The organism is Aeromonas sp. SG16 (assembly GCF_024436135.1).
Classification (GTDB): Bacteria; Pseudomonadota; Gammaproteobacteria; order Enterobacterales; family Aeromonadaceae; genus Aeromonas; species Aeromonas jandaei.
In genome coordinates this window covers 74,293-97,096 of sequence record NZ_JANFNW010000001.1, presented here as the reverse complement: position 1 = coordinate 97,096, position 22,804 = coordinate 74,293, and the positions used below count along the sequence as shown (strand labels likewise).

Below are 22,804 nucleotides of genomic sequence, written 5' to 3'. Positions count from 1 at the left end.
ACTATTTCCTCTCACAAGCTCACACCCTGCTGAGCCCCCGCCTCGCTCCTTCGGCCGCGAGTCGCTTGGGGGCATGGCACTTTCTCGATCTCTCGACACCCTTGTGATGGCCAGCCTGCGTGAGTGGGCTTGGCCCTGTAAGCTATTGATAAGGATTATCTTATGAAACAACCGCATCTCGTTATCTCCAGCCTTGATCTGGATCGGATTGAACAACTGCTCGGCAACCATCCCCAGCACCTTGCCCTGCAAGAGGAGCTGGATCGCGCCGAAATCCGCGAGCCGGCCGATATGCCGCCCGATGTCGTCACCATGAACAGCAAGGTACGCTTCAAGATGCAGAGCAGCGGCAACGAGTTCTGCCTCACCCTGGTCTACCCGCGCGATGCCAAGGGTGACGAGAGCAACATCTCGGTGCTGGCACCGGTGGGCAGCGCCCTGCTTGGTCTGAAAGTGGGCGACAGCATCGCCTGGCCCGGCCCGGCCGGTCGCACCATCGAGGTGGAGATCCTTGAAGTGGTCTATCAGCCGGAGCGTGCCGGCGAGCTGCACCGCTGAACCCGGTTGCGGGCAGGCCAACCCGGAAGACCAGCCCGCACAGCCTGATCCCGATCAAGCTTCCCCTGCTTATCGGGTCGATTTTCCCCCTATTTCCCCCCGCCCCTTGAGCCTGACTCGGGGGGCAGGTATCTTGTTGGCCGCGTCATGGTCATGACGCACCGAATTTCAGGCTGACATCATGATAAACATTGCCCTCATCGACGATCACCAGATCGTCCGTTCCGGTTTTGCCCAACTGCTCAATCTGGAGCCCGACCTGCAGGTGGTCGCCGAATTTGGCTCCGCCAGCGAGGCGCTGGCCGGCCTGCCCGGCAGTGGCGCCCGGGTCTGCGTCTGCGACATCTCGATGCCCGACCAGTCGGGGCTGGATCTGCTCAAGCAGCTCCCCTCCGGTCTGGCAGTGGTGATGCTCTCGGTACACGACAGCCCCGCCCTCATCGAGCAGGCGCTGCAAACCGGTGCCAAGGGATTTCTCTCCAAGCGCTGCAGCCCGGACGAGCTGATCGCGGCGGTGCGTACCGCCGCGCTAGGTGGTTGCTACCTCACTCCCGACATCGCCCAGAAGCTGGCCAGCAGCAGCCGGGATCCCCTCACCAATCGGGAGCGGGAGATTGCCCAGCTGCTGGCACAGGGGCTGGAGGTGAAGAGCATCGCCGAGCAACTTGGCCTCTCCCCCAAGACAGTGCATGTGCACCGCGCCAACCTGATGGACAAGCTCAAGGTCAGCAACAACGTCGAGCTGGCCCACCGCATGCTGGATAGCTGGTGATCCACCGTCTTGCCAGCTATGTCGCCATCACGCTGGCGGCCTGCTTCATCTTTGCCGCCGGCTGGTTTTGCCTCTGGAGCATCAGCCTGCATCTGGCGGGCGGCCCGGCACTGGCGGTACTGCTGTTCCCCTTCGGCCTGCGCCTCGGCTTGCTGCTGCAAAGTCCCGGTCGCTACTGGCTGCCGCTGCTGCTCTGCGAAGGGGGGCTGCTCTACTGGATCAATCTGGAGGTCGGGCTGCCCCACTGGCAGTGGCTGCTGACTGGCAGCCTGCTCACCCTGCTCCCCCTGCTGATTGCCCGCCGCCAGCCGGTTCGCAACGACTGGCAGCAACTGCTGTTGCTGCTCGCCACCGTCTCGGTGGCAGCCCTGCTGCAATCCCTGCTCTGGCATCTGGCGGGAGAAGATGGCCTCTCGGCCCTGCTGCTCACCCTCACCGGCGGGCTCACCCTCACCTCCACCTGCATGCTGATCTGGCACTACCTAACCCGCGCCACCTGGGTGCCGCTCGGCCCTGCACTGGTGGATCAGCCGGTAGACTGGCGCTTTCGCCATCTGGTCTGGTATCTGCTGTTATTCGTGCTGAGCCTCTGGCTGCAGCTGGGGCTGCCCAACTCGCTGGTGCGCTTCACGCCGTTTTGTCTGGCCATCCCCATCATCGCCATGGCGTGGCGCTATGGCTGGCAGGGGGCGCTGCTCGCCACCCTGATGAACACCATCGCCCTGCTGGCGAGTCAGGCCTGGCACGACCACCCCCTCGATCTGCTGCTCTCCCTGCTGGCCCAGAGTCTCACCGGCCTGCTGCTGGGCGCCGGGATCCAGCGCCAGCGCGAGCTCAATCAGGCGCTGACCCGCCAACTCGCCCACAATCGCCAACTCACCGAGCGACTGCTGGAGACCGAGGAGAGCATCCGCAAGGAGGTGGCGCGCGAGCTGCACGACGACATCGGCCAGACCATCACCGCCATTCGTACCCAGGCCGGTATAGTGCGCCGCCTCGCACCCGACAATGCGGGCGTGGGCCAGAGCAGCGCCCTGATCGATACCCTCTCCCTTGGCATCTACGACGCGGTGCGCGGTCTGCTCGGTCGCCTGCGCCCGCGCCAGCTCGACGACATGACCCTGGAGCAGGCGGTGCGGGCACTGCTCAGAGAGCTGGAGCTGGAGCGCCACGGCATCGTCACCCGGCTGGAGTGGCAGCTGGCGGACAGCGATCTCTCCGATGCCCAGCGGGTCACCCTGTTTCGGGTCTGTCAGGAGGGGCTCAACAACGTGGTCAAGCATGCCAACGCCCACTCGGTGACAATCCGGGCGCGGCACGGTGAAGAACAGCTGCAGCTGGTGCTGGAGGATGATGGTCGCGGCCTGCCGCAAAGCCGCACGGCGCAGGGCTATGGTCTGCTCGGTATTCGCGAGCGGGTGCAGGCGTTGGGAGGCACCTTGCAGCTCTCCTGCGTCCACGGCACCCAGTTGACGGTCAATCTCCCCTGCCGCAAACGGGAGGAGAACCATGAGTAACCTCGTCCTTCATCAGGGGGGAGCCCCATGCTGAGCTTTATGAGAAGCGCACCGGCGCAACCGCCGATCCGCGAGCAAGCCGAGATCGACGCCACCTATCGTCACTGGCGGTTGCATCTGCTGCTCACCATGTATCTGGGCTATGCGGTCTTCTACTTCACCCGCAAGAGTTTCAACTTCGCCATGCCGGACATGCTGGCGAGCGGCATGCTGGACAAGTCAGACATCGGCATGCTCTGGACCCTGTTCTACATCACCTACGGCTGCTCCAAGTTCTTCTCCGGCATCATCAGCGACCGCGCCAACCCGCGCTACTTCATGGGGATCGGGCTGATGGCCACCGGCGTCATCAATATCCTGTTCGGCCTCTCGTCCGCTCTCTGGATGTTTGCCGCCCTCTGGGTGGCCAACGCCTTCTTTCAGGGCTGGGGTTGGCCCCCCTGCTCCAAGCTGCTCACCAGCTGGTATTCGCGCAGTGAGCGGGGTGTCTGGTGGTCGGCCTGGAACACAGCCCACAATGCCGGCGGGGCGCTCATCCCCCTTATCGTCAGCACCCTGGCCCTGCAACATGGCTGGCGCTACGGCATGATAGTGCCCGGTCTTATCGCCATTGCGGCCGGTCTGCTGCTCTGCTGGCGGTTGCGGGATACCCCGGCAGCCATGGGACTGCCGTCGGTGGGCGAGTGGCGCAAGGATGCGATGGAGCTGGCCCAGCAGACTCAGGATGCGGGGCTCTCCCATCGCCAGATCCTGCGCAAATATGTGCTCGGCAACCCCTATATCTGGCTGCTGGCCTGCTGTTACGTGCTGGTCTATGTGGTGCGCACCGCCATCAACGACTGGGGCAACCTCTACATGACCGAGCAGCGCGGTTTCAATCTGATGAGCGCCAACTCTGCCATCTCCATGTTCGAGGTAGGGGGCTTTATCGGCGCCCTGGTGGCGGGCTGGGGATCGGACAAGCTGTTCAACGGCAACCGTGGCCCGATGAACCTCATCTTTGCGGTGGGGATCCTGCTGGCGGTGGGATCGCTCTGGCTGATGCCCTTCTTCAGCTACGTGATGCAGGCAGCCTGCTTCTTCACCATCGGCTTTTTCGTGTTCGGCCCCCAGATGCTGATCGGCATGGCGGCGGCGGAGTGCTCTCACAAAAACTCGGCGGGAGCGGCCACCGGCTTTGTCGGCCTGTTTGCCTACATGGGGGCGGCGCTGTCAGGCTATCCGCTGGCCAAGGTGATGGAGATCTGGCACTGGAACGGCTTCTTCGTGGTGATCTCGGTGGCGGCGGGCGTCTCGGCCCTGCTGCTGCTCCCCTTCCTCAAGGCACAGGCACCGCGCCCCCAACCTGCCGACACTATGTGATACCGGACTGAGCGGGAGTTACGCCTCCCGGCCAGCCTGACAGACCCGGTTCTTGCCCTGCCGCTTGGCGCAATAGAGCGCATGATCGGCCTGAGTGAACAGAGGATCAAAGTGCCACTCCCCGTGCCAGTGGGAGAGCCCCATGCTGACCGTAATGGAGAGGCCGCCCATGTCACGGTTCGCGACCGCCTCCAGCAATCCCTCGCAGCGCTGCAGCGCCAGCACACCGGGCTGCGAGAAGAGCAGCACAAACTCCTCGCCACCGAAACGGCTGCACACCAAATCGGGCTGGCTACCCAGATAGGCGCCGAGCTCGGCCAGCACCCGATCACCTACCTCGTGGCCATGCTGGTCATTGATCTGCTTGAAATCGTCGATGTCGAGCACGGCCAGCGCGCCGCCGTCACCCAACTTCTGCTGCTTCAGCTGATCCATAAAGCCACGCCGGTTGAGCAGGCCGGTGAGAGGGTCGTGGCTCGCCTGCTGGTGCAGCGCCAGCGCCCGGTACTGGGTACAGAGCAGCAGCACCCCAAAGGTGGAGAGATAGCTCCCCATCAGCATGGAGAGGAAGGGCAGCACATTGACCCCGCTCTTATCCATCAGCATCTGCACATTGTCCTGCCACAGGAACCAGAGCCGCATCAGGTAGAAGGCGTAGAGCAGGATATTGACCACGGTAAAGACCATCACCGCCGGCAAATAGTCGGGGTAGCCGTGACGCCAGACCAGATAGACGATCACCGCCCCCAGCACCATGTAGCTCAGGCAAGCCAGCATCACCCTGGACTCCATCCCCCCCTTCACAATGCACCAGCTCAGGATCAGCAGATAGACCAGCATAAAGAGCACACCGGCACGCCAGTTCGGGGGCTGGCCGAAAAAGCGCTGCAGCGCCAGCGGCATCAGTGCGATGCAGAGCGTGATCAGGGTGTTGGCCAGCCAGATGCCGGATGGGCTGGGGAAAAATGCCTGCAACGAGAAGAGCGTCTGGGCCACCAGCGCACAGAGTGCAGACCACCACCAGTAACCGATACCGGGGATCTCCCTGTGGGTAGACCAGATGATGGAGAGGGTGATAAAGCCAAGACTGTAGCCACCCAGCGCCATCAGCATCAGGGTAAAAACGTCCAGTTTCAGCAGCAGTGAGAGCGCCATACAAGAACCAGTTTCAGAAGGTAACTGAGTATATGAGAAGCGTTTGCCAAGACCCAGAGGGGACTGACTGTTTTCACAATAAAAACATATTGTTTACTGTCTCTGTGGCCTGCTTTCCCTGTCGGGATCGCACCACCGCAGGTACAGAAAACGTCAGAGTACAAAACAAGTCACAAGCGAACCCCATCATATGTAACAAAAGGTATTGAACACAATTTGGGCTTGAACCGGCCACGTTAGATAGATATGTTGTTTTCGTGTGATTTTATGAGTGAAGCGGTGAGCAAAAAGCGTCTCTAACCTATTGAGTATTCTGACACAATTGGTTTTTGGTACATTTTTCGCTCAATTTCGATTCATAGCATCCCATATGGGGCTTTCCCCCGACCCAAGACATTCATCCTGTCTTGCCTGTTGCCGGATGCAGCAGTCTCTTGTGCCACGGAGTCGCACGGGATCAGGTTCAAGGCCGAACACAACATCGACAGAGACGTCACCCATGATCAAAAAACTGATTCTTTCTACCCTGCTCTTCTGCGGGCTGGCGACCGCCGCCCCCGCCACTACCCCCACCTCAACCCTGGATGCCGTGCTGGAGCGCGGTGTGCTGCGGGTTGGCTTCGACGCCGGCTATCAACCTTTCGAGATGACCAACAAACAGGGCCAGTACATCGGCTTTGACGTCGATCTTGCCAAGATGGTCGCCAAGGAGATGGGCGTGAAGGTCGAGTTCGTCAACACCGCGTGGGACGGCATCATTCCCGCGCTCCTGACCAACAAGTTCGACGTCATCATGGGCGGTATGACCGTCACTCCGCAGCGCAACCTGCGGGTCAACTTTGCCGATCCCTACATCGTGGTCGGCCAAACCATAGTGGTGCGCAAGGACAAGGCTGCCGAGATCAAATCCTTCACCGACCTCAACGACCCGAAATACAAGATTGCGGTCAAGCTCGGCACCACCGGCGAGCAGGCAGTCAAGCGCCTCATCCCGAAAGCCACCCTGCTGCAGTTTGAAACCCAGGATGACGCCAAGCTGGAAGTGATCAACGGCAAGGTCGATGCCTTCGTCTACGACCTGCCCTACAACGCCATCTTCGCCTCCCAGAACAAGGGCGCCGTGGTACACCTCGACAAGCCGTTCACCTTCGAGCCGCTGGCCTGGGCCATCCGCAAAGGAGATCAGGACACCCTCAACTGGTTCAACAACTACCTGCGCCAAATCAAGGGTGACGGCAGCTACGACCGCCTCTACAAGAAGTGGTTCGAATCCAACGCCTGGCTGAGTCAGCTCAAATAACCTCAAAAAGGGGGCGCCTTGCCGCCCCCTCTCGCAACACCCCACACAATAACGAGAAGAGGTTGTGACTGTGCACACACCCAAACCGACAAGACAGATGGAAAAACAGCCCAACCCGCTGCTCTGGCACGGCGTCTTTTTGCTGATGCTGCTGGTGGCCGTGTTCGGCATCTACAAGGCGGTGCAATCCGTTGACTACACCTGGCGCTGGGAACGCATTCCCCAGTACATCGCCTATCAGGCCGAACAGAAGAATTACGCCGAGTTTGACGGCACCGTGGTGGCCGGCACCACTGCCGCAGAGAAAGGCAAACTGTTCCTGCAAAACGATCTCGACCCCAACCAGCGCCAGCCCATTGCGACCAGCGGTGTGCAGGTCAGCGAAGGGGATACCGTCTTTCGTGGCGATGCCCTCGATATCCAGCTGAGCTGGACCGCTGGCCCCATCGCCTGGGGCGTCTGGATGACCATCAAGCTCTCGCTGGTGGCGGGCATCTTCGCCATTTTGCTCGGCACCCTGGCCGGACTGGCCCGACTATCCCCCAACCCGGCCCTGCGCAATCTGGCCGTCACCTATGTGGAGCTCATTCGCGGCACCCCGCTGCTGGTGCAGATCTTCATCGTCTACTTCTTTATTGGCACCGTGCTGAACCTCGATCGCTTCACTGCCGGGGTCGCGGCACTGGCCGTCTTTACCGGCGCCTATGTGGCGGAGATCGTCCGCGCCGGCATCAGCTCCATCCACAAGGGGCAGATGGAGGCGGGTCGCAGTCTGGGCCTCACCTCGGCCCAGACCATGCGCTACGTCATCCTGCCGCAGGCATTCAAGCGGGTACTGCCGCCGCTGGCGGGTCAGTTCATCAACCTGATCAAGGACTCCTCGCTGGTGTCGGTCATCTCCATCACCGATCTGACCAAGGCGGGACGCGAGGTGGTCAGCTCTACCTTCAGCCCGTTCGAGGTGTGGTTCACCGTGGCGCTGCTCTATCTGGTACTGACCGGTACCCTCTCCTTTCTGGTGCGCCGTCTCGAGGTGAAATATGCGAAAAGCAACTGATCCCATCATCAAGGTGCAACAGGCGTCGAGAAGTGCAGCCATCAACGGCACCCCCTTCGCCTTCCCGGTTCGTTTTCTGGAGGCGAAATATGCGTACAGCAACTGATCCGATTATCAAGGCGACCGGTGTAGAGAAGTTCTACGGCAGCGAAGTACATGCCCTGAAGAACGTCAGCACCGAGGTCGCCGAAGGGGAAGTGGTGGTGATCGTCGGCCCCAGCGGCTCCGGCAAGTCCACCTTTCTGCGCACCCTCAACCAGCTGGAGACTATCAACGACGGCGATATCGTGGTGGACGGCATCTGCCTGACCCAGCCGGGCGATGTCAACAAGCTGCGGGAAGAGGTGGGCATGGTGTTCCAGTCCTTCAACCTCTTTCCCCACCTGACGGTACTGGAGAACATCTGCCTCGCCCCGCAAAAAGTGCGGGGCCTGTCGCGCAAGGAGGCCGAAGATCGCGCCAAGGCCCTGCTGCTGAAAGTGGGGCTCTCGGCCAAGGCGGGCAGTTACCCCTCCCAGCTCTCCGGTGGTCAGCAGCAGCGGGTGGCCATCGCCCGGGCGCTCGCCATGCAGCCGCGCATCATGCTCTTCGACGAGCCCACCAGCGCGCTCGATCCCGAGATGGTGGGGGAAGTACTGGATGTCATGAAGGGTCTCGCCCGCGAAGGGATGACCATGGTAGTGGTGACCCACGAGATGGGCTTTGCCCGGGAAGTGGCGGATCGGGTGCTCTTTATGGAGAGCGGCGAACTGCTGGTGGATGAGAAGCCAACGGAGTTTTTCGACAATCCCCCCTCCCCGCGCCTGCGCCAGTTCCTGAGCCAGGTGCTGTAAACGCCGACCCACAGCCAGTTAAAATGGCCAGTAAAAAAGAGAGAGAAACCATGGTTCCTCTCTCTTTTTCTTTGCGGTTCTGATGACACAACACCAACTCTCTGCTGAAGCCGCTCCCGCAGTTACCGGCTCAGCGCGGGGACTTTCCCAGATAGCGCTCGACGATGGGCTTGACCCCATCGCGCTTTTTGAGCTGATAGAGCCCCTTGTCAAACTGCTCGATAAAGCCCTCCTTGTAGGGAAAATCCCCCTTGCGACTGTAACCGAGAAAACCCTGCTCCCGGCTGAGCACCGGCCCCTGTTTGAGCAACGAGATATCGGTCACCGCCAGCTGCTCCCCCTTGATCATGGCGAGCAGTTCATAGAGCAGAGAGAGGCGATCGTTGATGGTGCAATCCACCCGCCCCCGCACGATCTTGAGCAGGTTCTCCCGGTTGCTCTTCACCTCCTCCACATCGATTTTCTTCTCCTTCACCGCCTGCCAGAAGGCATCGCCGCCGACGGCAAAACCGGCGTTCATGCCAAAGCGCAAACCTTGATAGTCGAGCGGAAACCTTGCCTGCGGGGTATTGGCAGCCACACTGGCGCCGCACATCACTACCAGCTCTTCATCAAGCAGCGGCTGGGAGTAGGGCCAGATATAGGGGCGAGTATCGGGCATATAGTAGGGAGGGAAAATGGCAAATGCGCTGCCCTGCTCCACCATGCTCAGACCACGGCGCCATGGCATCGGTTTGAGCACCACCTCATAGTCGGGCATGGCGGAGGTTACCTCACGGATGATATCGGCATAGATCCCCCGCACCTCTTTGCCCTCCTGCCAGGAGTAGGGGGGATAGCTGGCATCCGCCACTATCTCCACCCGGGTTTTGGCCTGTGCCAGCAGGCAGAATCCCAGCAACAGATAAACACAGATACGCATTAACCAATCCTCTGGATGCCAATCTGCATCAAGCATAGTCAGCGGTCACCATCCATCGGATTGAATTGCGGCCTCACTGCAAACCCGCCAGAGCCATCGTGCAAGAGGCTCGAAAATGTTAATGAAATATTGCTTTCATCCTTTATGCTGGAGAGCAATTGCTCTGAATGGATACCTGCTCATGGATGTGCAACTGATCCTGCTCTACCTATCCCCCCTCTTTCTGGCCTTTATCGGCTGGGAGATGGCCTATCTGCGCAAGCATGGCGCTGCTTTTCCAACCGCCACCTACCAGTGGAAAGATCTGCTGGCCAACGCCACCCTGGCCCTGATGCATCAGGGGGGCGATGCGCTGGCAGCCATCGCCATCGCTTATCTGTATGACACCCTCTGGGGCTGGCGACTGTTCGATATCGAGCTGAACTTCTGGAGCGTATTGCTGCTCTTCCTGCTGCAGGATCTCTGTTACTGGCTGTTCCACTTCACCAGCCACCATGTACGCTGGCTGTGGGCTTCCCACGTGGTACATCACAGCTCGGAGCGGCTCAACCTCTCCACCGCCTTTCGCCAGAGCCTGATGTATCCGATCTCCGGCATGTGGCTGTTCTGGATCCCGATGATTGTCATCGGCTTCCCGCCCGAGGCGGTAGTGGCCACCGTGCTGCTCAGCCTGGGTTTTCAGTTTTTCGTCCACACCCAGGTGGTGGGCAAGCTCGGCTGGCTGGAGTGGATCTTCAACACCCCCTCCCACCACAGGGTGCACCACGCCAGCAACGCCAAATACATAGATCGCAACTTTGCCGGCGTGCTGATTATCTGGGATCGACTGTTCGGCACCTTTGTCGAGGAAGATCCGGCCGAGCCGTGTCGTTTTGGCATCACCAAGCCGATCCACAGCTTCAACCCCCTCACCCTCACCTTCCACGAGTGGCGCGACATGCTGCGCGACGCCCGTGGCCTGCCGTGGCGACAAAAACTCGCCGTGCTGTTTGGCAAACCGGCCGGGCCTGCCAGCCGCTGAGCCTTCTCCCCGGGTCCCAACTCCCGGATAGCAAGTCCCTGATAACCCATCCCTGATAACAAGAGAGCGCCATGGTGGCGCTCTCTTTTATGGTCAGTCACCGCCTCGATGTCAGAGATGGGCGAACGACCAGACGGCGGGGATCAAGCTCAGCAAGGTCACTCCGGCCAACAGCCGCTCGCGACCGCTCAGGCAAAGGCCTGCACCCAGCTGACGGCAGCTGTAGAGAAACAACAGCAAGCCCGGCCCGTAGAGCAACAGCGACAGCAGCAGATACTCCACCCCGGCAGCATAAAGCAGCCAGAAGCCGTAACCGCTCGCCACCAGAGCCACCGCCCGCATCAGACCGCGGCCCTGCCCGCTCTCCCCCTTCCTGCTGAACGAGAGCTTGAGCAAGAACAGGCCTATCAGCAGGTAGGGCACCAGGATCATCGAGGTGGAGATAAGCAGCAGACTGGTGTAGCCCTTGCCGAGCAGCCATACCAGCAGCAGGCATGTCTGCACCGTCAGGCTGGTGAGCCAGAGTGATGCGATAGGGGTGCCGTTGCGGTTCTGGCGCCGGAAGATGGCAGGAAACGCGCCGTGGCGGGCCGCGCTGAACGGCACCTCGGCCGAGAACAGCGTCCAGCTCACATAGGAGGCGAGCACCGAGACGATAAGACCGACACTGATGAGCAACTTGCCCCAGGAGCCGGTCATCTGGGCCATCAACCCAGCCATGGAGGGGTTGGGCAGGGCCGCGAGCTCGGGCCGACTCAATATTCCCAGCGCCAGCAACGAGATAAGCACATAGAGCAGCAGCGCCAGCACCACGCCGAGCACGGTGGCCGTGCCCACATCCCGCCGGTTTCTGGCGCGGGCCGACAACACAGCCGCCCCCTCAATGCCGGTAAAGACCCAGAGGGTAATCAACATGGTGTTGCGCACCTGCTCGGAGACCGGCACCGCCAGGGTGCTGCCCTGCTGATCAGCTGCAAAGGTGACCGGGTCGAACCAATAGCAAGCGAACAGGATAAACAGCAGCAGCGGCAGGCTCTTGGCCAGAGTCGCCACCAGATTGAACAGCGCTGCCTGCTGCACGCCACGGGCCACCAGCAGGTGTACAGCCCAGAGGATGCAGGACTCGCCGACAAACGCCGCCAGAGTATTGCCGTCACCAAACCAGATCTGCTCGGGGGTATCGATAAAACTGCCCAGCGCCGCAAAGGCGATGACCAGATAGCCCACCACACCGATGGTGGCGCAGAGCCAATAACCCCAGGCGGAGAAGAAGCCCACCAGATCGCCGAAACCGGCGCGGGCGTAGCTGTAGATGCCGCCGTCGAGATCCGGCCTTAACCGCGACAGATAGAGAAAACTCATGGCGAGCGCCACTATGCCCACCCCGGTCACGCCCCAACCGATCAGCACGGCGCGCGCGCCTGCCACCTCGGCCATATTCTGCGGCAGGCTGAAGATCCCCGCCCCCACCATGGAGCTGAACACCAGCGCGGTGAGAGACCAGAGCCCAATCTTGTTCTCTTTCATGGGGACTCCTTAGCGCAACCGGCTGCTCAGCGCCTGAATATGCTCGGGGCCGATACCGCAGCAACCACCGACAAGATTCGCCCCGGCCGCACGCCAGCGTTCGGCCCAGCCAAGGTAATCCAGCGGCCCCAGATCGGTGCGGATCTCGTCCAGTCCGTCGTTGGCGGTGGCCTCCCTGGGCTGCGGCGGGAAGGCGTTGGCATAGGCACCGAGGCGAATGTCAGCGCGGCCCAGCGCCTGCAACTCGGCGCAGGCCACCTTGAGCGCCCCTTCGATCACCTCGGGCTGACAGCAGTTGAACAGGATGGCGTCCACTCCGGCCGCCACCAGCGCGCTAACCGCATCAGCCACCCGCTCGCCGGAGCGCAGTAGCGGCTCATTGCCCGGCGCCTCATCTTCCAGCGTGAAGGAGACCCAGAACGGCTTGCCGTCATCAGGCAGCAGCGCTTTGAGGGCCAGTGGCTCGGCAATCAGGCTCATGGTCTCGGCCAGCCAGATATCCACATAAGGGGATAGCGCCCGGATAAGCGGGATAGCCAGCTCGCTCACCTTGTCCGCCTTGAACAGATCGGCACGGTAAGAGCCAAACAGCGGAGGTAGGGAACCCGCCACCTGCACGCTGCCCTTCTGCTCGTCAGCCACCTCGCGGGCCAGTTGCCCAGCCAGCGCAGCCAACCCCTCACCGTCGGCAAAGAAACGCTCATCGCCGATATGAAATGGCACCAGCGCATAGCTGTTGGTGGTGATGACCCGGGCACCGCTCGCCACATAGGCCTGATGCACCTCGCGCACCGTCTCTGGCGCCTCCATCAAGGCCAGCGCCGACCACTCCGGCTGACGAAACGGGGCCCCCCGCCGTGCCAGCTCGCGCCCCATGCCCCCATCCAGCACCCACAATTCCCTGGTTTCCATCTGTCGTGTCTCTTTGTTATTTGCGTATGTGTCTTGCTGATCTGCGGTTTCATGTTGAATCGCAACAGATCGTCCGGCTTCATCCGGGTGAAGTACCCGACGACATGGCCATAAAAACATATGGATGTTTAGATGGCCAAAACAAGATAAAACAAAGTGCCACTGACGGCAATCCGTCGCAGCAGAAATCAGCATGCACACGGTAAGACAAGCGCAGAAATGCAAAAGGCCACCCGAAGGTGGCCTTTTGTGGCGATATGGTGAGCTGGCCGCTTAATGTCCGGCCAGTACCCGCTTGATCTGTTTCACCCAGTCGGATACCCGACCATCCTGCGGCAAGCGGCGCCAGATCTGCTCCCACTGGGCAGGGCTGAGCGGGCGGCCCAGACGACGCTGTACACCGGCATAGAGGTAGTCGTGCGCCGTGGTGGTGGCATGGGCAGAGGTGAGGAACTTGTAGACCGGATCGGTCAGCCGCACATCTCGCATACCAAGCAGCGGATAGTCATTCTTCACCGCCGCCAGCATGGTTTCACGCATGGCCGACTCGATGTAGCCACGGGCAAACAGGGCGGTCACCGACTCCAGCGATCCCTGCTCCGGCCCGTGATACTCCTCGTCAAACACCGGGCTGGGCTCAGCCACAGCGCTCTGCACCACCGCATCGGGGTCCGGCTGCGGCACAACCACGGCGGGCTTTGGCGCCACCGGTTTGGCAGTTACGGTTGCCTTGCGCGGTGCACTCTGGCTACAGGCGCCGAGTGCCAGAGCGAGCGCCACACAGGCGATCGCACGGGAATGAGACTGCATTTTCATGACTCCTGAAAGCTCCTTTTACGCATCCTGAGCAAGCTTGTCGGTAACGACGGCGGGTTCAATCCGGGTGACCAGCAGCTGATCGATCTTGTAGCTGTCGATATCCACCACTTCGAACTTGTAACCCGCATATTTGACCGAATCGGTCCGTTTGGGGATCTTGCGCAGCATGTACATGATAAAGCCGGCGATGGTCTCGTAGTTCTGATCGTCCGGGAACTCTTCGATATCGAAGGCTCGCATCACGTCGGAGATGGGTGTCACCCCGTCCACCAGCCAGGAGCTCTCGTCCCGCTGCACAATCTGCTCTTCCACCACGTGGGTGGCCCACTCGCCCATGACAGTACTCATCAGGTCGTTCATGGTGACGATACCCACCACCAGCGCGTACTCGTTCATCACCACGGCAAAGTCGCCTCTGTGGTTCTTGAAGTACTCCATCGCCTCGTAGAGGTTGAGGGTATCGGGAATGATGATGACGTTCTGCACCAGCGATCCGCTATTGAGATCGATGCTCTGGCCACCGATGACGCGGATCAGCAGCTCTTTGGCATCGACAAAGCCCTTGATGCTGTCGAGGTTGTGGTCACAGACCAGAAACTTGTTGTGCGGGTGCTCGGCGATCTTGGCCTTGATACTCTCTTCATCCTCTTGCAGGGTGAAGTAGATGAGGCTCTCGCGCGCGGTCATGGCGGAGGTCACGCCAAGGGACTGCAGCTCGAACACGTTCTCGATGAGCTGATGCTCCTCGCGCTGGATAACACCCGCTTCGGCACCGGCATCCATCACTGCATAGATATCGTCCGAGGTGATCTCGTCGTTACGCACGGTGGAGACCCGCATCAGACGGAACAGGGCATTGGCCAGTCCGTTGAAGATCCACACCAGCGGCATCAGCACGGTGACAAAGAAGAGCATGGGACGCACCACCACCACGGCGATCTGCTCGGGCATGATCATGGCGAGGCGCTTGGGCATCAGGTCGGCGATCAGGATAAACATACCGGTGACGAACACGAAGGATGCACCGGAGCTGATTTCGCCAAGCCAGGGGCCCTGATAGAACTCGGAGACGATCCCCTTGATGGCGGGGTTGAGGGCAGACTCACCCAGGATACCACCCAGAATGGCAACGGTATTGAGGCCAATCTGCACCACGGTAAAGAAATTGCCCGGCTGGGCTTGCAGTGCCAGCACCTTTTCGGCCTGACGATTGCCTTCGTCAGCCATCACCTGCAATTTGATTTTGCGGGAGGCCGCGAGGGAGATCTCGGAGAGGGAGAAGAACACACTGCCGCCAACCAGCAGCATCAGAAAGAACAAACTATCGGCAAAACTCATGATTAACCTAATTGCTACGCCCGCCTTAGCACAAGACGGCAAACTGGGCCCGGGAGACCGGACCGTGAGTCCATCCGGGACTCACACAGGGGGAGTATTCTATCAGAAAACAGCCAGTTGGGGGCTTTATCTTACTCCGACCAGTTATGCAACAAAAAAGGCGCCTGACGCGCCTTTTTATTCACTTTCCGCTTAGCCCTTGCCCAGCAGGGTGCCCAGATCGTCCGCCTTGGTGTGACGCACGTCCTTGCCCTTGACGTAGTAGACGATGTACTCGCAGATGTGCTGGCAGCGATCACCGACCCGCTCGATGGCCCGCGCAGCCCACAGCACGTTGAGCACCTGTGGTATGGTGCGGGGATCTTCCATCATGTAGGTCATCAGCTCGCGGATGATGGACTCGTACTCCCGATCCACCTTGTCATCTTCCTTGTAGACCGCCAGCGCCGCGTCCAGATCCATGCGGGCGAAGGCATCGAGCACATCGTGCAGCATCTTGATGGTACGGCGGCCCATGTTCTCCAACGACACCAGCGGCGGCTGCGGCTTGTTGGCGTTGTCGGTCAGCATGCGGGCGATCTTGTCCGCCACATCGCCAATGCGCTCCAGATCGGTGATGGTCTTGATGATGGCCATCACCAGTCGCAGGTCGGAGGCGGTCGGCTGGCGCTTGGCGATGATACGGGTGCACTCCTCGTCGATCGCAACTTCCATGGCGTTGACCTTGTGGTCATTGGCCACAATCTTGCGCGCCGCTTCCAGATCCTGGTCGTGGATCGCCGCGATGGCGTCGGTGAGCTGCTGCTCTACCATGCCACCCATCACCAGCACCTGGTTGCGCACACTCTCGAGCTCGGCATTGAACTGACCGGAGATATGTTTATTGAGGTTCATATTGTCCATACAAATAGTCCTTGATGCTCCGATTATGCCTTAGCCGTTGAATTGACTGCCAATCTGTTTGTGGTGGTTCATCCTCTCCTCTCCTTAACCGTAGCGACCGGTGATGTAGTCTTCGGTCTTCTTCTTGGCCGGGGTGGTGAAGATGGTGTTGGTATCCGAGTACTCAATCAGCTCGCCCATATACATGAAGGCGGTCTGATCCGATACCCGCGCCGCCTGCTGCATGTTGTGGGTCACGATCACCACGGTGAACTGGCTCTTGAGCTCGTTGATCAACTCCTCGATGGTGAGGGTTGAAATCGGGTCGAGTGCCGAGGTCGGTTCATCGAGCAGCAGCACTTCCGGCTCGATGGCGATGGCGCGGGCAATCACCAGACGCTGCTGCTGACCGCCGGAGAGACCGAAGGCGTTGTCGTGCAGACGATCCTTTACCTCATCCCACAGGGCCGCGCCGCGCAGGGAGCGCTCGGCGGCATCGTCCAGGGTACGGCGATCGTTGATCCCCTGCAGACGCAGGCCATAGACCACGTTCTCGTAGATGGACTTGGGGAAGGGGTTGGGGCGCTGGAACACCATGCCCACCCGACGACGCAGGGCGGAGACATCGACGCTCTTGTCATAGATGTTTTGACCATGCAGCTGGATCTCGCCATCGATGCGGCAAATTTCCACCAGATCGTTCATCCGGTTGATGCAGCGCAGCAGGGTCGATTTACCGCAGCCGGAGGGGCCGATAAAGGCGGTTACCTGGCCTTTGGGGATCTTCATGTTGACGTTGAACAGCGCCTGTTTGCTGCCGTAGTACAGGTTGAGATCCTTCACCTCCAGCGCGGTCTGCTCCGGGCTCAGGTTGAGCAGGTCGGTCGCGGTATGCTGGGTCGCGGCGGTCGTTACGTTGATCATCTGTTACCTCAAAATCTGTCGGTGGCGGCGGGCAAACTCATCGCCCGCGGCCGGAACGCTTGGCTGGCAGGGGACCTGTCCCCTGCCCGTCTCTGTGGTGGCTGGCCTATCAATGTTCCAGCGACCGGAATTTCTCGCGCAGGTGGTTGCGAATACCGATAGCCGTCAGGTTGAGACCGACGATCACCGTCACCAGCAGGAAGGAGGTGGCGTAGACCAGAGGACGCGCCGCCTCGACGTTGGGGCTCTGGAAGCCGACGTCATAGATGTGGAAGCCCAGGTGCATGAACTTGCGCTCCACATGCAGGTACGGGAAGTTGCCATCCATCGGCAGGGTCGGCGCCAGTTTCACCACCCCCACCAGCATCAGCGGCGCCACTTCACCGGCCGCACGGGCAATCGCCAGAATGAGACCGGTCATGATGGCCGGGCTCGCCATCGGCAGCACGATGCGCCACAGGGTCTCGGCCTGGGTAGCCCCCAGCGCCAGCGAGCCCTGACGGATGGTGCTCGGGATCCGCGCCAGCCCCTCTTCGGTGGAGACGATCACCACCGGCAGGGTCAGGATGGCCAGGGTCAGCGCCGACCAGATGACGCCGGGTGAGCCAAAGGTCGGACTCGGCAGCGCTTCCGGATAGAAGAGGCGGTCGATGCTGCCCCCCAGGGTATAGACGAAGAAGCCCAGACCGAACACGCCGTAAACGATGGAGGGCACGCCCGCCAGGTTGATCACCGCGATGCGGATAAGCTTGGTCAGGCTGTTCTTGCCCGCATACTCGTGCAGGTAGACAGCCGCAATCACGCCGAGCGGAGTGACGATGATCGCCATCAGGAACACCATGAAGACGGTGCCGAAGATGGCCGGGAACACCCCGCCCTCGGTGTTGGCTTCACGGGGATCGTCGGAGACAAACTTGCCGATCTGGTGGAACCAGTAACCTACCTTGGCCAGCAGGCTCATGTCGTTGGGCCACACCACATCCAGTACCTTGGACATCGGCATGGTTACCTGCTCGCCACGCATATCCTTGACGGTGATGCTGTCGCGGTCGGCCTGACTGCGCAGGGAGAAGAGCTCCTTCTCCAGCACCTGATAGCGATCGTTGAGAGCCTGACGCTCGCTCGCCAGCTGGGCTTTGAGCTGATCGGTCAGGTTATTCTCAAGCTCGGCCTTGCGCTCTTTAAGGCGCAGCCGCTCCAGCTGATAGTTGATGCTGCCGATGTCCCCTTTTTGCAGGTCGTTCGCCTGTTCGGAGAGGCCATTGGCCCGCGCCAGCACCCGCTGCAGGGCGGCGTGCAGATCCGTGGTGATCTCGCGCCCATCCTCTTTGACCGAACTGATGTAGCCGTAGAAGTTGCCGTTGGTGGCGCGCTCAATCATGGCGAGCTCGACCGGCTGACTCTGTGACTTGATGTCGGTCTCCAGCACCCAGCGGAAGTCCAGATCGACAAACTCGCGGTTGCCGGTCTTGACCAGATAGCGGGTCAGCAGCTCGCGCTCTTCCCCTGCCAGCGGCAGACCTGCGGCGCGCAGGCGCTCCACCGGCACCAGCTCGCGATCGTTGATCTCGCCGATCAGCACGCTCTTGTTGCCGCTCGCATCTTCCAGCTGCCACTCATAGATGGGGTGAGGCCAGAAGTAGACCAGACCACGCCAGCCGATGAGCAGCAACAGCCCCAGTACCGCGACCAGACTCAGGCTGACGGCGCCGCCGGTCATCCAGATCCACGGGGCCCCTGATTTAAACCACTTACCCATTGTCATTCCTTGGTCCTTACAGAGAGCTGTATTTTTCACGCAACCGCTGACGGATGAACTCGGCCAGGGTGTTGAACAAGAAGGTGAACACGAACAGGACGAAGGCTGCGAGGAACAGCACCCGGTAGTGGGAGCTGCCCACCTCCGACTCCGGCATCTCTACCGCAATGTTGGCGGCGAGGGTACGCAGCCCCTGGAACATGGAGAAGTCCATGATGGGGGTATTGCCGGTGGCCATCAGCACGATCATGGTCTCACCCACGGCGCGGCCAAGGCCCATCATCACCGCCGAGAAGATGCCCGGGCTGGCGGTGAGGATCACCACCCGGCTCAGGGTCTGCCACGGGGTGGCACCGAGGGCCAGCGAGCCCTGGGTCAGGTGCTTGGGCACCGAGAAAACCGCATCTTCAGCGATGGAGAAGATGGTCGGAATGACTGCAAAGCCCATGGCGATGCCGACTACCAGCGAGTTACGCTGGTCGAACTTGATGCCCATGTCGTGGGTCAGCCAGATGCGCGAATCACCGTGCATAAAGGCATTCTCGATGAGCGGGCTCAGCGCGAACGCACCCCAACCGATGAAGAGCAGCACCGGAATGAGCAGGATGGCGTGCCACCCTTCCGGCAGCCAGGTGCGGCTGCGCTCCGGCAGGTAGTTCCACACCAGCGCGGTCAGCAACATTCCCGCCGGCAGCAGGATCAGCAGCAGCACCACGCCGGGCAGAGAGCCCTCGATGATGGGCGCCAGCCAGAGGCCGGCAAGGAAGCCGAGGATAACGGTCGGCAGAGCCGCCATGATCTCGACGGTCGGTTTGACATATTTGCGCAGCCCCGCCGACATGAAGTAGGCGGTGTAGATGGCGCCCGCAACACCGAGCGGCACCGCAAACACCATGGCATAGAAGGAAGCTTTCAGGGTACCGAATACCAGCGGCACCAGGCTCAGCTTGGCTTCAAAGTCGTTGCTGGCGGAGGTGGATTGCCACACATACTGGGGCTCGGGATACCCTTCGTACCACACCTGTTGCCACAGGGCAGACCAGGTCACCTCTGGGTGCTCGTTCTCCACCGCAAACAGCTTGAACGTATCGCCCTGCTGGGTCAGCAGCAGGTTGTGGCGCGGCGAAATGGCCAGCGCAGAGAAGGCGCCGCCATCGACATGTTCGCTCAGCAGCTTGGTCTCGCCGGTGGCGTGGAAGAAACTGACGGTGCCATCCTTGTCGGCGCTGATAAAGCCCTTGCGAAAGTGCTCCGGGGTCAGCTGCGCCACGGCACCATCACCCTTGAAGTCACGGATCTGGGTGAACTGGCGTTTGCCATCCTTTGCCACTTCAAACCACTGGGAGATGACGCCATTGTCATTGCCCACCAGCAGGGAAGAGGCGCCGGAGAGCAGCTCGACCCGGGTCACGTTGGCATTCGGTGCGTTGATCTCCAGCACGTTGCGCACCGAGATATCGCTCAGGTTCTGGATGTCGTAGACAGAGAGGCGGTTGCCCTCGCGCACGAACAGGATGCGCAGGTTGGGGGTGAGCAGCATCTGATCCACATGGCGCGGCAGGGAGGGAATGGTGTAGTTCTGGGCACTCCACTCAATCTCGCCGGAGAGGAAGTTCTCCTCACCGCTCATCACCGTCATCACGCCACGACCATCTTCGGTCACGGCAGCAGCGGCCATCTTGTCCTTGGTGGCTTCAAACACCATGGTCTTGAGCGCCTTGCCCTCGGGATCCACTACCACCGGCTCTTCGCCGAAGGGGTACTGGAGGCTGGGCTCAATGACGCGCACATCGTTGGGATAGGAGACCTTGAAGGAGGGCTGAACCACCTGTGCCTTGCCGTCGGCAAAACCGTAGGCGATCAGCTTCTGACCCGGCGCGGGTGGCGCCACGGCAGTGACGTCACCGGCTACCTCAGCCTGACCGAGGGATTGACCGACCTTGATCTTGCCATCGCCCTGCACGGCGAAGAAGTTGACCTGCCCGTTGTCGCTGAAGCGATAACCGATCTCGTTCTGCTCCTCCACCCCGAGCCAGGCGGTCTTGCCGCTTGTCGGCAGGGTAAACGAGGCGGTCGGCTCCATCGTGGCGCCATTGAAGATGGGCTTCACCACATAGAGCAGGTAAAAGAAGATAAGCAGGAGCGCCACCAGCACCAGCGCCCCACCCGTGGTGACGCCGTACTTGGCCAATTTGTCCTTGATGCGGCGTTTTCGACTCCCCGCCATACCTAGGTGTAACGATTCCGATGACATGCAAAACCTCAATGTAAGCTAGGCTTGGCGGCATTATATGGCGGTTGCATGACAGTTTTGTTACACCCGCCACCTTAAATAAGCAGGATATACAGGGGACGGAATACCAGGGGAGAGAGGGAGTGATGGCTTAATAACTTATTGTTTTTAAAGTGGTTATAAAAATGGCAAGCGGCGGGTTAGTACATCCCGCCGCTGACCGGCTCAGGCGGAAGCCTCACCCGATTGTTGCAGCGCCAGTTTGGCCGCCTTTTTCTCGGCGCGGCGCCGCTTGAAGAAATCGGAGAGCTGGGTCGAACAGGCATCGGCCAGCACACCAGCGGTCAGTTCGACTCTGTGGTTGTGGCGCGGGTCCTGCAAGATCTCGAACACCGACCCCGCCGCACCCGTTTTGAGATCCCGTGCGCCAAAGACCACCCGCTTGACCCGGCTATGGATGAGGGCACCGGCACACATGCAGCAGGGCTCCAGCGTCACATAGAGGGTGGTGTCGAGCAGGCGGTAGTTCTCCAGCCGGCTACCTGCCGCGCGGATCGCCATCACTTCGGCATGGGCGCAGGCATCGTGCTCGCTGATGGAGCGGTTCCAACCCTCCCCCACGATCTCGTCACCCAGCACCAGCACGGCACCAACCGGGATCTCGCCGATCCCCTCGGCGCGGCCCGCCAGTGCCATGGCGTGGCGCATCCACTTCTCATCCGTTGCGGCCTGTTCCGGCGCATCGGCCCCCTCTGCTGGTTTCACGGCCATGCCTCTCTGTCTGTTCAATCTCTGCATTGGTATTCCATACTTCCACACCTTTCAGCCAACATCATGAATATCTTGCATGAATAGTGGCTGCAGCGGGGCGGCGATTATGCCAAAACTCCCTCCTCCGCCCAAGCCGCATCTTGGCTGCGCAATAAAGAAGCAGTCGGCATCTCTATGATAAAAAAGGAGTTGCACCCATGAGTGCAGATCATTAGACTTCCTCCCCGTCAGCTCAGACTGACCTTGTCGGCGTGTAGCGCAGCCAGGTAGCGCACTGTCATGGGGTGTCAGGGGTCGGAGGTTCAAATCCTCTCACGCCGACCATCATTCCCCGAAAATAGCCCAGTCAAACGACTGGGCTATTTTTTTGCTCCCGTTTTTGCTCTGACCAGCCTTCCCTTTCCCGGCCTTTTGCCCGGTTCAACCCGCGCCATCATCGCCAGGAACAAAAAACGTACAGAATCGCTTGAATCTTTTCGATGCGCTCATTAATATGCGCAACTTTCCGCCGGTATCAAGACAGGGAGGTGGAGGCACAAGTGAAGGGATCACTGGCCGGCTTGCATTCAATACGGGAGCAAGCATGAACCAGACAACCGATTTCACCCCGCTCATTCCGCTCTACCCTGTTCCTCACGACAACTCCTGCACCCCGCAGGGTGAAGAGGAAGAGTTGGTCATCCAGCTGGATGTCATCGATCTGGCCGAACCTGACGATGACTACTGAGCCCGCCTGCGGGCGATTTTCCCTCTCTTTGCCTGATTTATTCCCTGCTTTTCCCCGTCTTATGCCTCTTGAGACGTACCGCCTTAAAAAAACGACAAACCACTACCAAAACATGATTACACAGTTTAATTGACTGCTGTTTAACCACCACTCCCCGCCCGGTTGATCCCCATCAGCTGATACAAACCTACGTTATTGCGCTCCACTTTCAATGCGGCAAGCCGTCAGCGCCAACAGAGCCCTGCGAAAGCCCGACAGTTTTAAACGAACGTTCACTATCCAGCATCAACGCCATCAGCCTATTGATTGAAATATTTAAACGCACTTCATACAGCTGTTTTTCAAAAGCCTGGAGTAAGGTCGGGATTTGTTTTTGCATTTGTAATTTTATTACGTAATAAGTTACGAATCACAT

22 protein-coding genes and 1 tRNA gene are annotated in these 22,804 nt (G+C 60.3%); 11 read left to right on the top strand and 12 right to left on the bottom strand.

The genetic code is table 11. From position 1 onward, the window contains the following. Positions 1 to 162: 162 nt before the first annotated feature. The 4 genes from rnk to NOM67_RS00425 all read left to right on the top strand — a co-directional run bounded on the left by rnk (position 163) and on the right by NOM67_RS00425 (position 4,209). Positions 163 to 558 carry a nucleoside diphosphate kinase regulator gene (gene rnk / locus NOM67_RS00440; protein ID WP_005334070.1) on the top strand — a complete coding sequence of 132 codons (396 nt, stop codon included), beginning with the start codon at positions 163 to 165 and terminating at the stop codon, positions 556 to 558. 181 nt (positions 559 to 739) lie between these two features. Continuing rightward, the gene (uhpA, locus tag NOM67_RS00435) at positions 740 to 1,330 is read left to right on the top strand and encodes a transcriptional regulator UhpA (RefSeq protein WP_033114395.1); all 591 of its coding nucleotides are present in this window, start codon (positions 740 to 742) and stop codon (positions 1,328 to 1,330) included. Continuing rightward, positions 1,327 to 2,847 (top strand): signal transduction histidine-protein kinase/phosphatase UhpB, encoded by a 1,521-nt coding sequence (gene uhpB / locus NOM67_RS00430; protein WP_255933076.1) that lies wholly within the window; start codon positions 1,327 to 1,329, stop codon positions 2,845 to 2,847. Before uhpA ends, uhpB begins: the two co-directional genes overlap by 4 nt. A 27-nt stretch (positions 2,848 to 2,874) precedes the next feature. Further along, positions 2,875 to 4,209, top strand: coding sequence for an MFS transporter (locus NOM67_RS00425; RefSeq protein WP_071911619.1), 1,335 nt, complete (start codon positions 2,875 to 2,877; stop codon positions 4,207 to 4,209). Between the two features lie 18 nt (positions 4,210 to 4,227). On the opposite strand, the gene NOM67_RS00420 is transcribed toward NOM67_RS00425, so the two are convergent. After that, entirely contained in the window at positions 4,228 to 5,364 is a 1,137-nt protein-coding gene (locus NOM67_RS00420) for a GGDEF domain-containing protein (RefSeq protein ID WP_208736558.1), read from the bottom strand. A 499-nt stretch (positions 5,365 to 5,863) separates the two neighbouring features. Here NOM67_RS00420 and NOM67_RS00415 point away from each other — a divergent pair, with 499 nt between their 5' ends. The 4 genes from NOM67_RS00415 to NOM67_RS00400 all read left to right on the top strand — a co-directional run bounded on the left by NOM67_RS00415 (position 5,864) and on the right by NOM67_RS00400 (position 8,554). Further along, positions 5,864 to 6,664 (top strand): transporter substrate-binding domain-containing protein, encoded by an 801-nt coding sequence (locus tag NOM67_RS00415; protein ID WP_041209881.1) that lies wholly within the window; start codon positions 5,864 to 5,866, stop codon positions 6,662 to 6,664. 97 nt (positions 6,665 to 6,761) lie between these two features. Continuing rightward, a complete protein-coding gene (locus tag NOM67_RS00410) occupies positions 6,762 to 7,721 on the top strand; it encodes an amino acid ABC transporter permease (RefSeq protein ID WP_033114390.1) in 960 nt (319 codons plus the stop codon). Beyond that, a complete protein-coding gene (locus tag NOM67_RS00405) occupies positions 7,705 to 7,827 on the top strand; it encodes a hypothetical protein (RefSeq protein WP_255933075.1) in 123 nt (40 codons plus the stop codon). Before NOM67_RS00410 ends, NOM67_RS00405 begins: the two co-directional genes overlap by 17 nt. Next, positions 7,811 to 8,554 (top strand): amino acid ABC transporter ATP-binding protein, encoded by a 744-nt coding sequence (locus NOM67_RS00400; RefSeq protein ID WP_255933074.1) that lies wholly within the window; start codon positions 7,811 to 7,813, stop codon positions 8,552 to 8,554. The genes NOM67_RS00405 and NOM67_RS00400 overlap by 17 nt, the downstream gene beginning before the upstream one ends. A gap of 130 nt (positions 8,555 to 8,684) precedes the next feature. Here NOM67_RS00400 and NOM67_RS00395 read toward each other — a convergent pair whose 3' ends face one another. Then, positions 8,685 to 9,476, bottom strand: coding sequence for an ABC transporter substrate-binding protein (locus NOM67_RS00395; protein ID WP_255933073.1), 792 nt, complete (start codon positions 9,474 to 9,476; stop codon positions 8,685 to 8,687). 181 nt (positions 9,477 to 9,657) lie between these two features. On the opposite strand from NOM67_RS00395, the gene NOM67_RS00390 reads away from it, so the two are divergent. Beyond that, complete coding sequence (locus NOM67_RS00390) at positions 9,658 to 10,497, top strand: sterol desaturase family protein (protein ID WP_255933072.1); 840 nt, start codon at positions 9,658 to 9,660, stop codon at positions 10,495 to 10,497. A 111-nt stretch (positions 10,498 to 10,608) separates the two neighbouring features. Here the strand turns inward: NOM67_RS00390 and NOM67_RS00385 are convergent, their stop codons facing one another. The 9 genes from NOM67_RS00385 to tadA form a co-directional block, all read right to left on the bottom strand. Next, complete coding sequence (locus tag NOM67_RS00385; protein ID WP_255933071.1) at positions 10,609 to 12,024, bottom strand: basic amino acid/polyamine antiporter; 1,416 nt, start codon at positions 12,022 to 12,024, stop codon at positions 10,609 to 10,611. 9 nt (positions 12,025 to 12,033) lie between these two features. Next, positions 12,034 to 12,936 (bottom strand): homocysteine S-methyltransferase family protein, encoded by a 903-nt coding sequence (locus NOM67_RS00380; RefSeq protein ID WP_255933070.1) that lies wholly within the window; start codon positions 12,934 to 12,936, stop codon positions 12,034 to 12,036. A gap of 273 nt (positions 12,937 to 13,209) precedes the next feature. Then, complete coding sequence (locus tag NOM67_RS00375) at positions 13,210 to 13,752, bottom strand: hypothetical protein (RefSeq protein ID WP_042033358.1); 543 nt, start codon at positions 13,750 to 13,752, stop codon at positions 13,210 to 13,212. An 18-nt stretch (positions 13,753 to 13,770) separates the two neighbouring features. Beyond that, positions 13,771 to 15,093 carry a hemolysin family protein gene (locus NOM67_RS00370; RefSeq protein WP_041209873.1) on the bottom strand — a complete coding sequence of 441 codons (1,323 nt, stop codon included), beginning with the start codon at positions 15,091 to 15,093 and terminating at the stop codon, positions 13,771 to 13,773. Between the two features lie 192 nt (positions 15,094 to 15,285). Beyond that, complete coding sequence (phoU, locus tag NOM67_RS00365; RefSeq protein ID WP_033114383.1) at positions 15,286 to 15,996, bottom strand: phosphate signaling complex protein PhoU; 711 nt, start codon at positions 15,994 to 15,996, stop codon at positions 15,286 to 15,288. A gap of 84 nt (positions 15,997 to 16,080) precedes the next feature. Next, on the bottom strand, positions 16,081 to 16,899 hold the full coding sequence (pstB, locus tag NOM67_RS00360) for a phosphate ABC transporter ATP-binding protein PstB (protein ID WP_033114382.1): 819 nt from the start codon (positions 16,897 to 16,899) through the stop codon (positions 16,081 to 16,083). Between the two features lie 109 nt (positions 16,900 to 17,008). Next, the gene (pstA, locus tag NOM67_RS00355) at positions 17,009 to 18,658 is read right to left on the bottom strand and encodes a phosphate ABC transporter permease PstA (RefSeq protein ID WP_255933069.1); all 1,650 of its coding nucleotides are present in this window, start codon (positions 18,656 to 18,658) and stop codon (positions 17,009 to 17,011) included. Between the two features lie 16 nt (positions 18,659 to 18,674). Next, the gene (locus tag NOM67_RS00350) at positions 18,675 to 20,912 is read right to left on the bottom strand and encodes an ABC transporter permease subunit (protein ID WP_198506333.1); all 2,238 of its coding nucleotides are present in this window, start codon (positions 20,910 to 20,912) and stop codon (positions 18,675 to 18,677) included. 204 nt (positions 20,913 to 21,116) lie between these two features. Beyond that, a complete protein-coding gene (tadA, locus tag NOM67_RS00345; RefSeq protein ID WP_255935078.1) occupies positions 21,117 to 21,599 on the bottom strand; it encodes a tRNA adenosine(34) deaminase TadA in 483 nt (160 codons plus the stop codon). A 310-nt stretch (positions 21,600 to 21,909) separates the two neighbouring features. Between tadA and NOM67_RS00340 the strand changes: the two genes are divergently transcribed. Next, positions 21,910 to 21,986: transfer RNA gene (locus NOM67_RS00340), tRNA-Pro, on the top strand. Positions 21,987 to 22,245: 259 nt separating this feature from the next. Beyond that, positions 22,246 to 22,389 (top strand): hypothetical protein, encoded by a 144-nt coding sequence (locus NOM67_RS00335; RefSeq protein WP_167335513.1) that lies wholly within the window; start codon positions 22,246 to 22,248, stop codon positions 22,387 to 22,389. Positions 22,390 to 22,597: 208 nt separating this feature from the next. On the opposite strand, the gene NOM67_RS00330 is transcribed toward NOM67_RS00335, so the two are convergent. Beyond that, positions 22,598 to 22,768, bottom strand: a complete 171-nt coding sequence (locus NOM67_RS00330) for a hypothetical protein (protein ID WP_215807675.1) — start codon at positions 22,766 to 22,768, stop codon at positions 22,598 to 22,600. Between the last annotated feature and the right edge of the window lie 36 nt (positions 22,769 to 22,804).

Excerpts from the sequence above, each read along its gene's own strand:
- rnk (WP_005334070.1), top strand. The coding sequence starts at position 163 with ATGAAACAACCGCATCTCGTTATCTCCAGCCTTGATCTGGATCGGATT.
- uhpA (WP_033114395.1), top strand. The coding sequence starts at position 740 with ATGATAAACATTGCCCTCATCGACGATCACCAGATCGTCCGTTCCGGT.
- NOM67_RS00425 (WP_071911619.1), top strand. The coding sequence starts at position 2,875 with ATGCTGAGCTTTATGAGAAGCGCACCGGCGCAACCGCCGATCCGCGAG.
- NOM67_RS00420 (WP_208736558.1), bottom strand. The coding sequence starts at position 5,364 with ATGGCGCTCTCACTGCTGCTGAAACTGGACGTTTTTACCCTGATGCTG.
- NOM67_RS00415 (WP_041209881.1), top strand. The coding sequence starts at position 5,864 with ATGATCAAAAAACTGATTCTTTCTACCCTGCTCTTCTGCGGGCTGGCG.
- NOM67_RS00410 (WP_033114390.1), top strand. The coding sequence starts at position 6,762 with ATGGAAAAACAGCCCAACCCGCTGCTCTGGCACGGCGTCTTTTTGCTG.
- NOM67_RS00405 (WP_255933075.1), top strand. The coding sequence starts at position 7,705 with ATGCGAAAAGCAACTGATCCCATCATCAAGGTGCAACAGGCGTCGAGA.
- NOM67_RS00400 (WP_255933074.1), top strand. The coding sequence starts at position 7,811 with ATGCGTACAGCAACTGATCCGATTATCAAGGCGACCGGTGTAGAGAAG.
- NOM67_RS00395 (WP_255933073.1), bottom strand. The coding sequence starts at position 9,476 with ATGCGTATCTGTGTTTATCTGTTGCTGGGATTCTGCCTGCTGGCACAG.
- NOM67_RS00390 (WP_255933072.1), top strand. The coding sequence starts at position 9,658 with ATGGATGTGCAACTGATCCTGCTCTACCTATCCCCCCTCTTTCTGGCC.
- NOM67_RS00385 (WP_255933071.1), bottom strand. The coding sequence starts at position 12,024 with ATGAAAGAGAACAAGATTGGGCTCTGGTCTCTCACCGCGCTGGTGTTC.
- NOM67_RS00380 (WP_255933070.1), bottom strand. The coding sequence starts at position 12,936 with ATGGAAACCAGGGAATTGTGGGTGCTGGATGGGGGCATGGGGCGCGAG.
- NOM67_RS00375 (WP_042033358.1), bottom strand. The coding sequence starts at position 13,752 with ATGAAAATGCAGTCTCATTCCCGTGCGATCGCCTGTGTGGCGCTCGCT.
- NOM67_RS00370 (WP_041209873.1), bottom strand. The coding sequence starts at position 15,093 with ATGAGTTTTGCCGATAGTTTGTTCTTTCTGATGCTGCTGGTTGGCGGC.
- phoU (WP_033114383.1), bottom strand. The coding sequence starts at position 15,996 with ATGGACAATATGAACCTCAATAAACATATCTCCGGTCAGTTCAATGCC.
- pstB (WP_033114382.1), bottom strand. The coding sequence starts at position 16,899 with ATGATCAACGTAACGACCGCCGCGACCCAGCATACCGCGACCGACCTG.
- pstA (WP_255933069.1), bottom strand. The coding sequence starts at position 18,658 with ATGGGTAAGTGGTTTAAATCAGGGGCCCCGTGGATCTGGATGACCGGC.
- NOM67_RS00350 (WP_198506333.1), bottom strand. The coding sequence starts at position 20,912 with ATGTCATCGGAATCGTTACACCTAGGTATGGCGGGGAGTCGAAAACGC.
- tadA (WP_255935078.1), bottom strand. The coding sequence starts at position 21,599 with ATGCGCCACGCCATGGCACTGGCGGGCCGCGCCGAGGGGATCGGCGAG.
- NOM67_RS00335 (WP_167335513.1), top strand. The coding sequence starts at position 22,246 with ATGAACCAGACAACCGATTTCACCCCGCTCATTCCGCTCTACCCTGTT.
- NOM67_RS00330 (WP_215807675.1), bottom strand. The coding sequence starts at position 22,768 with ATGCAAAAACAAATCCCGACCTTACTCCAGGCTTTTGAAAAACAGCTG.